This window comes from Paraburkholderia sediminicola (assembly GCF_046026895.1).
Classification (GTDB): Bacteria; Pseudomonadota; Gammaproteobacteria; order Burkholderiales; family Burkholderiaceae; genus Paraburkholderia; species Paraburkholderia sediminicola_C.
In genome coordinates this window covers 12,271-26,144 of record NZ_JAQQEU010000002.1, presented here as the reverse complement: position 1 = coordinate 26,144, position 13,874 = coordinate 12,271, and the positions used below count along the sequence as shown (strand labels likewise).

The window sequence follows — 13,874 nt, the reverse complement described above, 5'->3', positions numbered from 1 at the left end:
TAGAGTCTCGCGCCCTGAATCACGTCGTCGCACTACCCGCTGACGCATACAAGGCAGTCGAACCGGGTCCATCAAGACCGACGAACAGCTTCCCGTCTACGGTCTGGACCGGGAAAGTCGTCAGACCCGGGCCGCCTGTTCGCGGCGTGCGCCCGGTACGCGGGTCGAAGTGCACGCCCTGCGGCCGGCAGTTGCGAGTTCATCGACCGTGCCAACCGGTTTCTGGCGTGATGTCATCGGTTTTCCTGATCGCCAGCCGAGCGCAGCACGGCATCGACAATGGCGCCGGGCGAGTACGCCCCGGACAGCGACAGGGACGAATTGATCACGAAATGCGGCACGCCTGTGACGCCCTCGGCCTGAAGCGAACGCGGGATAGCCATGTTGTGATCGCGCCGCGACGCCGCCAGATGTTCAGCGAGGGCCGCTGCGTCAAGACCGCACGCGAGCCCAATGCGCTGGAGCACATCCGGGTCGCCAATGTCTTCGCCGTCCATGAAATAGGCGGTGAACAGCCGGTCGATCAGCGAAGCAGGCTGGAATCCCGCGCTTGTGGTTACGGCCCACGACACGAGGCTGTGCGCCGCCCGCGTATTCGGCATCACCTCGATCCTGTCGAACGCCAGCTGGACGCCGGCTGCGCGAGCGGCCTCCTGAACCTGTGCGCGCCGTGCCGCGACCGCGTTCGCACTGCCCAAACGAGCCACATAGAACGCCTGATACGGGACGCCACCAACGGGAATATCGGGCAACAACTGGTGCGAGTGCCACCGTGCCTTGACGCTGACGTCCGGACGCAAGCTGGCAACGCGATTGATGGCGGTATCGAGATTGCGCTTGCCGATCAGACACCACGGGCAGACGAAGTCGAAATGGACATCGACCGTCACGGACGCCTTTTCTACTGCGCTACCCTGCTTCGTTACGCCGACCATGTCAGAGAAGCTCACGGATCAGAGTCTCCGCCTGCGGCCACTCGCCATAGCCGGCTGCGGGGTTCAGGTGCCCAACTTCGCCGAGATCGACGAGACGGCTGCCCCAGTCCGCAGCCATCGCCGCAGCGCGATCAAACGCTGCCAGCGGATCGTTGCGGCTGGCGCCGAGAATGCTCGGGAACGGTAACGGCGTACGCGGGCACGGCAGCCAGCCATTTTTCTCGAGCGCATCGAGCATTGGATAACCGGCGGGCATGGGTGTCTCCAGATCCGCCGGCGTGGCGAGCAGCGCGCCCTGGATAGGCCGATGGTGGCGCTGCGCCCAGTGCACGGTAATCATGACGCCGGCGCTGTGAGCCACCAGTACGATCGGGCCATCGATTCTGGCGATGGCCTCGTCCAGTGCCGCGACGCGCGCCGCACAGCTGAGCTTGTCGTGCTCCAGCGGCGGCACCGAAGCCGCTTTGGGGAGGCGAGCCTGCAGCAGCGTCTGCCAGTGCTCGGCCACATGGTCACGCAGGCCGGGTACGAAAAGTATCGTAGGTGCTGTATCGAGAGTCACTATGCTGATTCCTTCAGGTTAGTACGGCCTGTCGCCGATAATCCCGGCGCGCTCCATCTTCCGATGGCACGGCGCGTAGTCCATCACCGCATAGTGCTGCGTGCTACGGTTGTCCCAGATCGCGATGCTGTTCGGCGTCCAGCGCCAGCGCACCTGATACTCCGGGATGTAGGCCTGGCTGATGAGATAGCGCAGCAGGTCGCCCGCGCCCGGATTGGCGTCCTGCCCGAAGCGCACCCGTGCCGGCGTGTGATAGTTCGAGAAGTGCGTCGTGAACGCATTGACAAACAGCACTTTCTCGCCCGTCTCGGGGTGTGTGCGCACGACCGGATGCTCCGCGTCAGGATATTGGGCTTTCAAAGCATGTCGCTTCTCGATCGGCATCGCCGCACCGAAGCTCGCCTCGATGCTGTGGCGGGCGCGCAGGTCGGCGATCTGCTCCTTCACATGAGGGGGCAGATGTTCATAGGCGAGCACCATGTTTGCCCACATCGTGTCGCCGCCGACGGGGGGGCATTCCACGCATCGCAGCACGGCGCCGAAAGGGGGCGCTTCACGCCAGGTGGCATCCGAATGCCACGAATTTTCGTAGCGGTCGTTGGGCCGGTCCGGCGTCTTGTAAATCCGCACAAGGCCCGGATGCTCGGGATCGCTGCCCGCGACCGGGTGGTCTTCCAGCTCGCCGAAGCGGCGCGCGAAAGCAACATGCTCGGAGGACGTGATGTCCTGATCACGCAAGAACAGCACCCGGTGTTTGAGCAGGTTCGCCCGGATCTCGGCAAAAAGGCCGTCGTCGTGGATCGCGTCGGTGAGCTGGATGCCCACCATTTCGGCCCCAATGGCGTTGGTAAGTTGTTCGATTCGCATGGCTTGTCCCTCAGATAACAAAGACCGACGAGCCGGTCGTCTTGCGCGATTCCAGGTCCCGGTGGGCTTGCGCGGCATCCTCAAGCGCGTAACGCTGGTTCAATTCGATCTTGATGCGGCCCGCGGCGATATGCCCGAAGATTTCGCCGGCAAGTTCGTTCTTCTCGGCGGGGTCGCCGATATAGTCGGCAAGTGCCGGGCGGGTCAGGTAGAGCGAGCCCTTCATTGCGAGAATCTGCGGATTGAACGGCGGAATCGGGCCGGATGCCGTGCCGACGCAGACCATCAGACCGCGCCGCTTGAGCGAGTCAAGCGAGGCCTCGAAGGTATCCTTGCCGACGCTGTCAAAGACCACGTTTACGCCGACGCCATTGGTCAGTTCGCGCACGCGCTTCGCAACGTCTTCCCGGCTGTAGTAGACGATGTGGTCGCAACCATGTGCGCGGGCCACTTCGCCCTTGGCTTCCGTCGAAACCGTGCCGATGACGTTAAGACCCAGCAGCTTCGCCCATTGCGATACGATCAGGCCGACACCGCCGGCGGCCGCGTGCAGCAGGATGGTGTCGCCGGCCTTGAAGTCGTGGATGCGGCGCATCAGGTAGGACGAGGTCAGGCCGCGCATGGTCATACCGGCAGCCGTTTCGCAGGTAATCCCATCCGGCAGCTTGATGAGCGGCGCGGCCGGGATCAGGCGTTCGGTGCTGTAGGCACCCAGCGTGTTGATAAAACCGGTGTAGGTCACACGATCGCCGACCGCGACGTTCGTCACATCCGGGCCGACGGCCTCGATCACGCCCGCGGCCTCGACGCCCATACCGGCAGGCATCGGGACCGGGTACAGACCGCTGCGAAAGTACGTGTCGGCGAAATTCAGACCGACGGCCTCATGGCGCAGGCGGACCTGCCCGGGGCCCGGTTCGCCCACTTCAACGTCCTCGTAGCGCAAGACTTCGGGACCACCTGTTTCATGAAAGCGGATTGCTTTCGCCATGTTCAATCTCCTATCCGTTACTCAAACTGCAAATAGATTTCTGCCTGCCGCGGAACTGCTCGTCTTACCCCGGCCGTCTATTGTCAGATCGGTGTTGTGTTGCGGCGGTGAGTGCCGCGAGGCTCGCGCAGACCGCGAGGAAGTAATGAAAAAGCATCCAAGCGCTTTTTGTCAGTTGCTATGTAATCTAAATCCGTTGCAAATTCAAGCATATCTCAATGGACGGCCGCCACATGGCGACGCATCGTCGCATGTTGAACGTCTACTCTAGTTGCCTGCGCAAAGCCGTAAAAATCCGGCACGCCAGTGTCCCGCCCGTGCCCGGTCCGGCCCGTCGCGTCGTGACCGGGCGACGGCACCGCCGGGGAAATCCCGCTCAGCGGCCAGCATGCTCGCGCAGGGCGTCCAGGCGGTCCAGATCGTCGGCGTAGTTGCGCTTGCCAATGAAAAATGCGATCGCCCCGATGAGTGCCGCGAACGGAACGATTTGCAACGCACCGAGCAGGCCAATGCGGTCGGCGACGAGACCTGTGAGTATCGCGGCGGGGGCCAGCCCCAGCAGATTATTCGCCAGCGTCAGTGTTGCGAACGCCGATGCATGAATGGACGGCGGGGTGAGGTTCGCCACCATCGCACCCGAGGGGCCGCTCGCGCCTGCGCAGAAGAACATCCCGACGCCGATCACAACGAGCTGCAACTGACCCGCAGGCATGCGGAAGCCGATCGCGAGCAGAATGAAGGACGTCAGGCAGAACGCGATCGCGGCGGCCCACTTCTTTTCGCGTGCATTCTTGCTGAGCCGGTCGGCCAGATTGCCGCACACCACCATGCCAAGGCCCGTCACCAGCACGAACACCGCCGCGCTCATGGCTGCCTTGCCGGTAGCCATCCCGTAGTAGCGGTTCAGGAAGCTCGGCATCCACGCCCAGACGGCGGCGGGAACCATCAGATGAATGCCGCTGCCGACATAGGCGCACACGACGGACTTCGTCGAGAAGAGACCCTTCATCAGCGCGCGGAAGCTCATGCGCACGCCGAGCCCTTGCACCTGCCGGTTCAGGCTTGCCGGCTGCAACGGCGCGAGACGTTTTTCGGTGACGATGAACCAGTAGAAAATGACCAGCACGATGCCCACCGCCGCCATCGCGCCGAACGCCATGCGCCAGCCCATATGAGCTGCAACCGCACCGCCGAGCGCCATGCCCAGCACCGAGCCAAACGCCCCGCCCGCCATGAACGCGCCGGTGAGCGTGGCGCGCAGTCGCGCCGGAAAGATGCTCAGAACAACCGCAATGCCCACGCTGCCGTAGGCGGCCTCGCCGATGCCGACGAAGGCTCGTGCGATCAGCATTTCGCCATAGGTTGTCGAGATCGCGCAGCCCAGTGTCGCGAGACTCCACATTGCCGCCATCAGGACGATGCTCTTCACGCGGCCCCACCGGTCGGCGAGTACCGACAGCGGAAAGGTAAGTACCCCAACCATCAATGCGACCACACTGCTGAGCGAACCCAGCCGTGTGTCGGAAAGGTTCCACGTGGCCTTAAGCAGCGGAAACACCGCGTTCAACACCTGCCGCGACATGTAGTCGGAGAGCAGCAATCCAACCGTCAAGGCAAATACCACCCAGGCATAAGCGTGCACGTCCGTTCGTGTTGTCGAAACATCGCCCGTGTTGGGCTCAGCGTGCTGCATGAGCATGGTTTGTCTCCTTCGCGTCTAGTTCGTTAGCGACAGCATTTGCCATTCAGGACAAACACGGCCGATTATGGATATCCGTTACACCCCCCGGCGGGCGCCGGGGTGTCCCATCCTTGAAACCCGACATCAATTAACGCGTCGAGCGGGCTGCGCCCCTTAAGCCGAGCGCAGCGTCGCGTTCCTGACGCCTGCTCTGACAGTTCCGCGCCACCCTGTGGAATAGGACCTAGTGCTCGCACAATAGGGCAATCGCGCGTTACACTTTTATGTATAGACGCCATCCTTTTAGCGATTGATGCCAGTGCGCGTAAACACCGGGTATCCAGGCCAGCAGGCACTTCATTGCTACAAGGTTGGCGCAGCCCGTATCGAGCCTGCGGAGAGATTGAGATGGAAACGATGCTACGCTCGGTTGCGATGAGCGGGTATTTCGATGTGACGCGGCGGTTGGGACTGAATCCTGTCGAGCTCGCGCAGCAGGTCGGAATCGACCCGGCGGCGCTGGCGAGTCCGGAGGAGCGGATTTCGGCCGCCGCCTGCTCCCGGCTACTGGAGCTCACGGCTGAGAAGGCGTCATGTCCGACTTTCGCGCTGCAGATGGCTGAAACCCGGCAGAAATTCGGGACCGGCGTGGTCAATGTCCTGCTCGCGCATAAACGCACGCTACGCGAGGTTTTGCTGGCGGCAGCCGAATTCCGGCATCTGCTCAACGAAGCCTTGGCCGTCTACGTCGAGGACGCTGGAGAAACGGTCACCATCCGGGAGGAACTCGTCCTCGATCCGGGTACACCGGCCAGGCAGGCGATCGAGCTTGCAGTAGGTGTTCTCGCGCGCCACTCCAGTGCACTGCTCGGCAATCACTGGAAACCGCGCGCCGTCCATTTCGCTCACCCGGGGCCCGCTGACCAGACGTTTCATCGCCGCTTCTTCGGCTGTCCGCTGGAGTTCGGCAGCGACTTCAACGGGGTCGTTTGCGCAGCTGCCGACCTCGACTACCCGAATCCGGCCGCTGATCCAGAACTGGTCCGATATGCCGAAAGCCTCGCCACCCCACTTAACGTAACGGGTGCAGATTCGATCGCGCTGGAGGTGCGCAAGGCGATCTACCTGTTGCTGCCCGTCGAGCAGGCTACAGTCGATCTGGTTGCCCGTCATTTACGTCTAAGCGTACGCACCATGCAGCGGCAGCTTGGATCGGCCGACACCAGCTTTTCGGCACTGATCGAAGAAGTCCGGCGCGAACTTGCCGTGCGCTATATGAGCAACCCGCGTTATCCGATTGGTCGAGTCGCGCTACTGCTCGGCTACAATCAGCAGGGTTCCTTTACGAACTGGTTTGCCTCGCGGTTCGGCATGACGCCGCGTGATTGGCGTAACAGCAAATCGAAATGAAGGGTGCCTGTTGCACCGCTTAAGCGTGCTTGAGGCAGCAGCGGCGCGCGAGAATGCGTGGCGACCTAGCGGGAAGTCGAATCCTTTGCCTTGTTGCTGCCCTTGGCCGCCACTTTCGGCAACGGCGCCTTTTTGAGGGCCGAGCGATCGGTCCTGGTCGCGGCCTTCTTCGCAGGCCTGGTTGCAGGGGCCGCACTTCTTTCGATCAGAAATACCGAGCGGTCCTTGGCGTCCCTGATCCAGGCCGGAGGACGCGCATGGCCGCTCCAGGTGGCACCAGTCTTGGGATCACGGTACTTAGGCGCCGGCTTTGCCGGCGTTGCCGACGCCGCGGGTGCCGGGGCCTTGCGCCGGAAATCGATGCCGGCATCCTCAAGCAGTCTGACTGCCGGAGACTCGTCGGACGCGGCCATGACCGCCGAAGCCCCCTTTGGGGCTGTTGCCGCGGCACGCTTCTTTGCCCGAACAGCACCGTGCCCAACTGGCGCGGATTCTCGCAACTCGTCGGCAGCAATGCCAAATTGCGCCATCTCCGCGCGGATCCTTTTGATGGCTTCATTGCGCGCATCACTGAGGGCTTCTTCTGCTTCCCGCTGCAGTTTCAGGATCTCCGCCTGAATCACATCATAAGACCTTGCCATCACGCTACTCCTCGTTGGTTTTATGTGGCCGAATTATAAGCCTCAGGTGCCGGCCGGGCGCGCGAGGCCTGGTTCGCAGAACCGTGCGAGAGCTCCGCGAAGTGTGGGCTTCCAAAAGGGGCTGACTGACCAGCCCAGCCAGCACCCGCACCCAAAAAAGCAGCGGATCTCCCGCAAGCGGGAATGGCGTGCCTAGTGGGAGATTTTCCCGACAATCGGGACGACAGCCGGGGTCAAGATAGCCTCCTCCTTTCAATCTGCCATCACAACCTTATTCGTTGCATTATCAACTTATCAGCAATAATTCCAGCGAAAATTCATGTCGGACACCGCACTTTACCTTTTAGGCACTCATCGACCTGACACGGCATCCAAGCTGTTGCATAATCACCCCAAGCCCGCTGGGTTGGGGACATTTCCCGGCTGCGTAGCCCGCCCCCCAATTCGGATGAGCGCGCCGCAGCAGCATAGATTTCACTTATAGCCTTTCGTCTAGTTGTGGTGTCAACTTGACCGTGGATCCGATCGCCGGGTTGTTTTATTCCCAAAAACCCCCGTCTATCTGGATCAAACAGTGAACGGCAGACTCATCGGTCAGCCGATCCCGTTAAGGTTCCCGTGAGCACCGAGCCAAGGAGTTTTTTGTCAATGCAAAGAGAAGTAGTGGTTGTCAGCGGTGTGCGCACCGCCATCGGTAAATTTGGCGGCAGCCTGAAAGACGTCCCGACGACGGAACTCGGCGCGCTCGTCGTGCGCGAGGTGCTCGCGCGGGCTGGCGTTGCCGGCCAGCAGGTCGGCCACGTTGTGTTTGGCAATGTGATCCCGACCGAGCCCAAGGATCTCTATCTCTCGCGCGTCGCAGCCATGAACAGTGGCATTGCCGAATCGGCCCCGGCATTCAATGTCAATCGCCTATGCGGGTCGGGTCTGCAGGCAATCATCTCCGCGGCACAAACCATTCTGCTCGGCGATGCTGAAGTCGCCATTGGCGGCGGCGCCGAGAACATGAGCCGTGCACCCTATCTATCAACGGACGCACGCTGTGGCTCCCGTATGGGTGACAGCCGGCTGATCGACATGATGCTTGGCGCACTGAACGATCCATTCGAAACGGTCCCGATGGGCGTCACTGCCGAAAACGTCGCGCAGAAATTTGGCATCACACGCGAGCAGCAAGACGAACTGGCAGTGGAATCCCATCGCCGGGCGGCGCGAGCGATCGCCGAGGGCCGTTTCAAGGAACAGATCCTCTCGATCAAGCGCAAGGTGAAGGGCAAGGAAGTGGTGTTCGATACCGACGAGCACGTGCGCACGGAAGTCGATGCCGCTGAGCTCGCCGCCATGCGTCCGGTTTTCAAAAAGGAAAACGGAACGGTTACCGCGGGCAACTCATCGGGTATCAACGACGCCGCAGCCGCAGTCCTGATGATGGACCGGCAAGCCGCCGAGCGCCACGGCATCAAGCCGATGGCTCGGCTCGTGTCATACGCGCACGCTGGTGTCGATCCGCGCTACATGGGTATCGGTCCGGTGCCGGCGACCCGAATCGCGCACGAGCGTGCGGGCTTGCGCATTGGCGACATTGAGGTCATCGAGGCAAACGAGGCATTTGCCGCGCAGGCGTGCGCCGTCACGCAGGAGCTGCAACTCGACCCCGCCAAGGTCAATCCCAATGGCTCCGGAATCTCCCTCGGACATCCAATCGGTGCGACGGGCGCACTGATCACCGTCAAGGCTCTCTATGAGCTGAAGCGCACGGGTGGCCGTTACGCGCTTGTCACGATGTGCATCGGCGGCGGCCAGGGAATCGCGGCCATCTTCGAAAATCTCCAGTAAGCGGATTTGCAGGCAAATGGAAATTGAAACTGTAGGTATTGTCGGCGCGGGCACGATGGGCAACGGTATCGCCCAGACCGCTGCTGTGGCCGGCATGAAGGTCGTCATGATCGATGTTACGGAGGCTGCCCTGTCCAAGGGCGTGGCAGCCCTGAGTAGCAGCCTCGAACGTTTGATCTCGAAGGGCAAACTGGACGCCGACGCGCGCGCGGACGCGCTCGCCCGGATCGAGACTTCGACCGACTACCAGCGGCTTTGTGACGCCGACATCGTGATCGAGGCCGCAACCGAAAACAACGACCTGAAGGTCCGAATTCTCAAACAGATCGAGTCCGTGGCACGCCCCGACGCCATCATCGCCTCGAATACCTCGTCGATCTCCATCACGGCGTTGGGCGCGGCACTCGCTGATTCGTCACGCTTTATCGGCATGCACTTCTTCAATCCGGTGCCGATGATGCCGCTCGTCGAGATCATCCGCGGTGTGCGCACGAGCCCGCAGACGGAAGACGCGATCCGCGAGTTGACGAAGCGCTTCGACAAGTCGCCTGTCGGCGTCAAGAACTCGCCGGGATTCGTGGTCAACCGTATTCTCGTGCCGATGATCAATGAAGCCTTCTTCGTGTTGGCCGAAGGCATCGCCACCCCCGACGAAATCGACGCCGGCATGAAGCTTGGGGCCAATCACCCGATCGGCCCGCTCGCCCTGGCCGACCTCGTTGGACTCGATGTCGTCCTGTCGGTGCTCGAAGTGTTTCAGAAGGATTTCGGTGACCCGAAGTACCGGCCCTGTCCGCTGTTGCGCGAGCTGGTAGCGGCCGGCCGCCTCGGCCGGAAGACCGGTCACGGCGTCTTCAGCTACGCATAGGCGATCACGGCAGATCACCGGTTTCCGCGCCCGCTCCTGCTCGACGGCGGAGCGCGGAACCTGACATCGAGTTATGGGCCGGCGCGACCATTCCGTTGAGCGCGGCTCAACCCCGTGTTCTCGCCGCATCCCTTCGTTAGCGACTGCGTAGCCCAAGTGCACTGCCTCCTCACGAGGGCCGTGAGGAGGCAGTGACGTCTCTCGCCATTCGCCTCAATCGGCCAGCGCTTTCAACTCGATGAGCAGATCCTTCGCTGCCACGCGGTCACCCGGTTGCACATGCACCGCAGCGATCTCACAATCTCGCTCAGCCGCGATGTGTGTCTCCATTTTCATCGCCTCGAGCGCGACCAGCGTGCTGCCTGCCGGCACGCGCTGCCCGGGTTGAACCTGGACCGTCACGATCGAGCCCGGCATCGGCGCGGCGATATGCAGCGGATTTTCCGCATCTGCAACCGCTCGGCCTTTGCGTGCGGGCCCCGCCAGCACGGTACTGCGCCGCTCGATGACAACGGTGCGCGACTGCCCATTCAGCTCGAACTGGACCTTCATCGTCCCCTCGTCGACGTCGGCGTGCTGCCCCTGCAGCGACACGAGAAGCGTCTTGCCTGCATCGATATCGACGGCGACTTCTTCCTGCGGCTGCAGGCCATACAGGAACGCAGACGTGGGCAACACCGACGTGTCGCTGTATGTGCGCAAGTGCGCGTGGTACTCGGCCGTCTGCTTTGGATACATCAGGTACGATGCGAGCTGCCTGTCATCGAGCGGGTGTTCGCAGGCCGCCCCGCCCTGCGCGCGCGCCGTGCCCAGATCTACGGCAGAAACCTGGTCACCGGGCCGGTATGGCGCAGGCGGCTCTCCCCGCAAGACCTTGCGCGACAGCTCCGCTGGAAACCCGTCAGGCGGGAAGCCAAGTTCGCCTTTGAACAACGATACGACCGATTCAGGAAAAGCGATATCCCTCGCCGGGTTGCACACATCGGCCGCGCTCAGATCGTTGGCCACCATCATCAATGCCATGTCGCCGACCACTTTCGAGGTGGGCGTTACCTTGACGATGTCGCCGAACATCCGGTTGACGTCCGCGTATGCGCGCGATACCTCCGTCCAACGATGTTCGATTCCGAGCGCGCGTGCCTGCTCCCGCAGGTTCGTGTACTGGCCACCAGGCATTTCGTGACGGTAGACGTCGGCCGTGCCTGCCCGGATCTCCGATTCGAACGGTGCATAGTGGCGACGCACGCCTTCCCAGTACATCGACGCCTCGTGCAGCCGCTCGAGACTGAGCCCGGGATCGCGCTCGCTGGCCGCCAGTGCGGCGGCAATGCTCGACAGGTTCGGCTGCGACGTAAGGCCGCTCATCGCATCGAGTGCACCGTCGACGGCATCGCAGCCGGCATTGATCGCGGCGAGTGCCGAAGCGGCCGAAATACCGCTGGTGTCGTGTGTATGGAAGTGAATGGGCAAGCCCGTCTCTTCCTTGAGCGCCTTCACGAGCGCTGCGGCGGCGTTTGGACGGCAGATGCCCGCCATGTCCTTGATGCCCAGAATGTGCACGCCGGCACGCTGGAGTTCGCGTGCGATTCCGACGTAATACTTGAGGTCGTACTTGGAGCGCGAAGAGTCGAACAGATCGCCCGTGTAGCAGATCGCGCCTTCACACAGCGCTCCGCTTTCACGTACCGCGTCGATCGCGACCCGCATGTTGCGCACCCAGTTCAGGGAGTCAAACACGCGAAACAGGTCGACGCCGTTGCCAGCCGCCTGCTGCACGAAAAAACGAACGACATTGTCCGCGTAGTTCGTATAACCCACCGCATTCGAGCCGCGCAGGAGCATCTGGAAAAGAATGTTAGGTACCCTTTCGCGCAACTGCACAAGACGTTCCCACGGATCTTCCTTGAGAAAGCGCAGAGCCACATCGAAGGTCGCGCCACCCCAGCACTCCATCGAAAAAAGCTGCGCGAGCTCGCGGGCATAGAACGGCGCGATGGGCAGCATGTCGGCGGTACGCATGCGCGTGGCGAACAGAGACTGGTGCGCATCGCGCATCGTCGTGTCAGTCAACAACACCTGCTTCTGGTTCAGCATCCAGTGCGCGAATTTTTCGGCGCCCAACTCACGCAGACGATCCCGTGTGCCCAGAGGCACCGAGTCCACAGTGTCTAATGCCGGCATCACGGGCTTCGACAGGGGCAACGCGGGCATCGCGCGGCCCGTCATTTCCGGATGTCCGTTGACGCTGACCTCCCCGAGGTAGCGCAGCAGCTTCGTCGCTCGATCACGGCGTTTCGTAAAAGCAAGCAGTTCGGGCGTCAGATCGATGAAGCGCGTGGTGACGTCGCCTGATCCAAAGGCGGGATGATTGATGACGTTCTCGAGGAACTGCAGGTTCGACGCGACGCCGCGGATGCGGAATTCGCGCAGCGCGCGGTCCATCCGCCGGATCGATTCTGCGGCAGTCGGCGCCCAGGTGGTCACCTTGACCAGAAGCGAATCGTAGTACGGGGTGATCACCGCGCCGCCATAGGCCGTTCCGGCGTCGAGCCGCACACCGAATCCGGCCGCGCTGCGATAAGCGGTAAGCCGCCCGTAGTCGGGCAGGAAGCCATTGTCGGGATCCTCGGTCGTGATCCGGCATTGAAGCGCATGCCCGTTCAGCGGAATCTCCGCTTGCGCCGGCACTCCGGCGGCGCGGTTGCTGAGGCCGCCGTCCCGATTCAGCGCGTCTTCGGTGAGTCCGATTCTGCCGCCTTCAGTGACGCGGATCTGCGCCTTGACGATGTCGACCCCGGTGATCATCTCGGTGACCGTATGCTCTACCTGGATGCGCGGGTTGACCTCGATGAAGTAGAACTTCCCCGAGTCCGCATCCATCAGAAACTCCACCGTGCCGGCATGCGTATAGCCGACCGCTCGCATCAGCCGAAGTGCCGATCCGCAGAGCGCAGCGCGGCCCGCAGGATCGAGATACGGCGCAGGGGCGCGCTCCACGACCTTCTGGTTGCGACGCTGCACCGTGCAGTCGCGTTCGTAGAGATGCACGAGGTTGCCGTGTGCGTCACCGAGCACCTGTACTTCGACATGGCGCGCGTTACGCACCAGTTTCTCAACATAGACTTCGTCGTTGCCAAACGCAGCAAGCGCTTCCCGCCGGGCCGCGGCGAGCGCGCTTTCCAGATCCTGCTCGCTTTCGAGCACCCGCATGCCTCGGCCGCCACCGCCCCAGCTTGCCTTGAGCATCAGCGGATAGCCGACTCCCGCCGCTGCACGTTTGCATTCGTCGATCTCGCGCGGCAATGGATCTGTGGCAGGCATCACCGGCACACCGGCGGCGATTGCCGCGTTGCGCGCCGCGACCTTGTTGCCGAGCATGCGCATGACTTCCGGCGACGGGCCGACCCAGCGTATGCCAGCGTCGATGACAGCCTGAGCGAAGTCGGGGTTCTCGGAGAGAAAACCGTAACCGGGATGGATCGCGTCGACCTTCGCCTGCCGGGCGATCCGGAGGATGTCGTCGATATCGAGGTAGGCGGCGAGAGGCTTCTTTCCCTCGCCCACCAAGTAGCTCTCGTCAGCCTTGAAGCGATGCAACGCGAGCCGGTCTTCGTTTGAATAGATGGCCACCGTGCGTATGTCCATCTCGGCGGCGGCGCGCATCACGCGAATCGCGATCTCGGAGCGGTTAGCAATCAGCAGCGATCTGATCGGGGCGTAGTTCATGACAGGCAGGGACTCGTACATGGGCGCGACGCGCCGGCTAACCGGCGCATCGCAAATCGACAGAAGCTCGTAAGTTCAGACGCGCAGACGTAATCCGCTTGACGGTACTCACTGAGAGCCGGAACCGCGGCTTGCGAGCGATTGATGTGAACTCCGACGCAGAGGGCGGTTTTCAGCAACGATTCGTTGCCGGGATCAGTTACTAGTCAAGATGAGAAAACGGCGCGTGCGAATCCATCCAGTCGTAGTGACCACGCGCACTCGCCCAAGCCCATTGGGACACGGCATGTGTCGCCTCTTTGCGACTCTCGACGCACGAGGGGTCTTCTTTCAAACGCTCTTCATCTCGTGAGGGGC

At 62.3% G+C, this 13,874-nt stretch carries 10 protein-coding genes; 3 read left to right on the top strand and 7 right to left on the bottom strand.

What is annotated here, in order from left to right; genetic code table 11:
- Window positions 1-233: 233 nt before the first annotated feature.
- From PQR02_RS02090 to PQR02_RS02070, 5 genes are all read right to left on the bottom strand, one after another.
- Entirely contained in the window at window positions 234-950 is a 717-nt protein-coding gene (locus tag PQR02_RS02090; protein ID WP_408224739.1) for a DsbA family oxidoreductase, read from the bottom strand.
- On the bottom strand, window positions 937-1,497 hold the full coding sequence (locus tag PQR02_RS02085) for an RBBP9/YdeN family alpha/beta hydrolase (RefSeq protein WP_408224736.1): 561 nt from the start codon (window positions 1,495-1,497) through the stop codon (window positions 937-939). Before PQR02_RS02085 ends, PQR02_RS02090 begins: the two co-directional genes overlap by 14 nt.
- 18 nt (window positions 1,498-1,515) lie before the next feature.
- Window positions 1,516-2,364, bottom strand: a complete 849-nt coding sequence (locus PQR02_RS02080) for a TauD/TfdA dioxygenase family protein (protein WP_408224733.1) — start codon at window positions 2,362-2,364, stop codon at window positions 1,516-1,518.
- Between the two features lie 10 nt (window positions 2,365-2,374).
- The gene (locus PQR02_RS02075) at window positions 2,375-3,355 is read right to left on the bottom strand and encodes a quinone oxidoreductase family protein (RefSeq protein ID WP_408224730.1); all 981 of its coding nucleotides are present in this window, start codon (window positions 3,353-3,355) and stop codon (window positions 2,375-2,377) included.
- Window positions 3,356-3,731: 376 nt separating this feature from the next.
- Window positions 3,732-5,054 carry an MFS transporter gene (locus PQR02_RS02070; protein ID WP_408224727.1) on the bottom strand — a complete coding sequence of 441 codons (1,323 nt, stop codon included), beginning with the start codon at window positions 5,052-5,054 and terminating at the stop codon, window positions 3,732-3,734.
- A gap of 390 nt (window positions 5,055-5,444) precedes the next feature.
- Here PQR02_RS02070 and PQR02_RS02065 point away from each other — a divergent pair, with 390 nt between their 5' ends.
- On the top strand, window positions 5,445-6,446 hold the full coding sequence (locus tag PQR02_RS02065; protein WP_408225198.1) for an AraC family transcriptional regulator: 1,002 nt from the start codon (window positions 5,445-5,447) through the stop codon (window positions 6,444-6,446).
- Between the two features lie 65 nt (window positions 6,447-6,511).
- On the opposite strand, the gene PQR02_RS02060 is transcribed toward PQR02_RS02065, so the two are convergent.
- Window positions 6,512-7,087 carry an H-NS histone family protein gene (locus PQR02_RS02060; RefSeq protein WP_408224724.1) on the bottom strand — a complete coding sequence of 192 codons (576 nt, stop codon included), beginning with the start codon at window positions 7,085-7,087 and terminating at the stop codon, window positions 6,512-6,514.
- A gap of 648 nt (window positions 7,088-7,735) precedes the next feature.
- Here PQR02_RS02060 and bktB point away from each other — a divergent pair.
- Both bktB and PQR02_RS02050 read left to right on the top strand, forming a co-directional pair.
- Complete coding sequence (bktB, locus tag PQR02_RS02055; protein ID WP_408225195.1) at window positions 7,736-8,923, top strand: beta-ketothiolase BktB; 1,188 nt, start codon at window positions 7,736-7,738, stop codon at window positions 8,921-8,923.
- A gap of 4 nt (window positions 8,924-8,927) precedes the next feature.
- Entirely contained in the window at window positions 8,928-9,791 is an 864-nt protein-coding gene (locus tag PQR02_RS02050; RefSeq protein WP_494478093.1) for a 3-hydroxybutyryl-CoA dehydrogenase, read from the top strand.
- A 213-nt stretch (window positions 9,792-10,004) separates the two neighbouring features.
- Here the strand turns inward: PQR02_RS02050 and PQR02_RS02045 are convergent, their stop codons facing one another.
- The gene (locus PQR02_RS02045; RefSeq protein WP_408224718.1) at window positions 10,005-13,517 is read right to left on the bottom strand and encodes a pyruvate carboxylase; all 3,513 of its coding nucleotides are present in this window, start codon (window positions 13,515-13,517) and stop codon (window positions 10,005-10,007) included.
- Window positions 13,518-13,874 lie beyond the last annotated feature (357 nt).

Bases quoted from the DNA above. Each gene is read 5' to 3' on its own strand.
- bktB (WP_408225195.1), top strand. From the start codon at position 7,736: ATGCAAAGAGAAGTAGTGGTTGTCAGCGGTGTGCGCACCGCCATCGGT.
- PQR02_RS02065 (WP_408225198.1), top strand. From the start codon at position 5,445: ATGGAAACGATGCTACGCTCGGTTGCGATGAGCGGGTATTTCGATGTG.
- PQR02_RS02080 (WP_408224733.1), bottom strand. From the start codon at position 2,364: ATGCGAATCGAACAACTTACCAACGCCATTGGGGCCGAAATGGTGGGC.
- PQR02_RS02060 (WP_408224724.1), bottom strand. From the start codon at position 7,087: ATGGCAAGGTCTTATGATGTGATTCAGGCGGAGATCCTGAAACTGCAG.
- PQR02_RS02045 (WP_408224718.1), bottom strand. From the start codon at position 13,517: ATGAACTACGCCCCGATCAGATCGCTGCTGATTGCTAACCGCTCCGAG.
- PQR02_RS02075 (WP_408224730.1), bottom strand. From the start codon at position 3,355: ATGGCGAAAGCAATCCGCTTTCATGAAACAGGTGGTCCCGAAGTCTTG.
- PQR02_RS02070 (WP_408224727.1), bottom strand. From the start codon at position 5,054: ATGCTCATGCAGCACGCTGAGCCCAACACGGGCGATGTTTCGACAACA.